Origin of the sequence: Pseudomonas sp. SIMBA_068, from assembly GCF_046534705.1 — a bacterium.
GTDB classification, from domain to species: domain Bacteria; phylum Pseudomonadota; class Gammaproteobacteria; order Pseudomonadales; family Pseudomonadaceae; genus Aquipseudomonas; species Aquipseudomonas putida.
This window is the reverse complement of sequence record NZ_JAWRYI010000230.1, coordinates 1-318: the sequence shown is the minus strand read 5'-3', so window position 1 is coordinate 318 and position 318 is coordinate 1. Positions and strand designations below refer to the sequence as shown.

The window sequence follows — 318 nt, the reverse complement described above, 5'->3', positions numbered from 1 at the left end:
GCAACAACACTACCGACATCATCGTAAATTGCTGAAGCTATGCAATTCAGACCTACAACATGCTCTTCTTTATCTACGGTATAGCCAAGTTCACGCGCTTGTTACAGGTCCTTCAGCACGGTGGGCATATCCACAAGCGTAGTTGGCGTAAACTGCTGCAAACCGGTTTGCAGAATGATGCTCATCAACTCCTCTTCCGCCAGCGGATAAAGCAGCGCTTTGCCCGCACCGGAAGCATGCAGTGGCAGACGACTGCCCAGTGGCGCACACATCCTGACCATCGATTTACACTCTAACTGACCAATTAATACCGCTTCA

1 pseudogene is annotated in these 318 nt (G+C 50.0%); it reads right to left on the bottom strand.

The window, feature by feature from the left end:
- Positions 1-272: pseudogene (locus SB756_RS28955) on the bottom strand (IclR family transcriptional regulator C-terminal domain-containing protein); the annotation flags it as partial.
- Between the last annotated feature and the right edge of the window lie 46 nt (positions 273-318).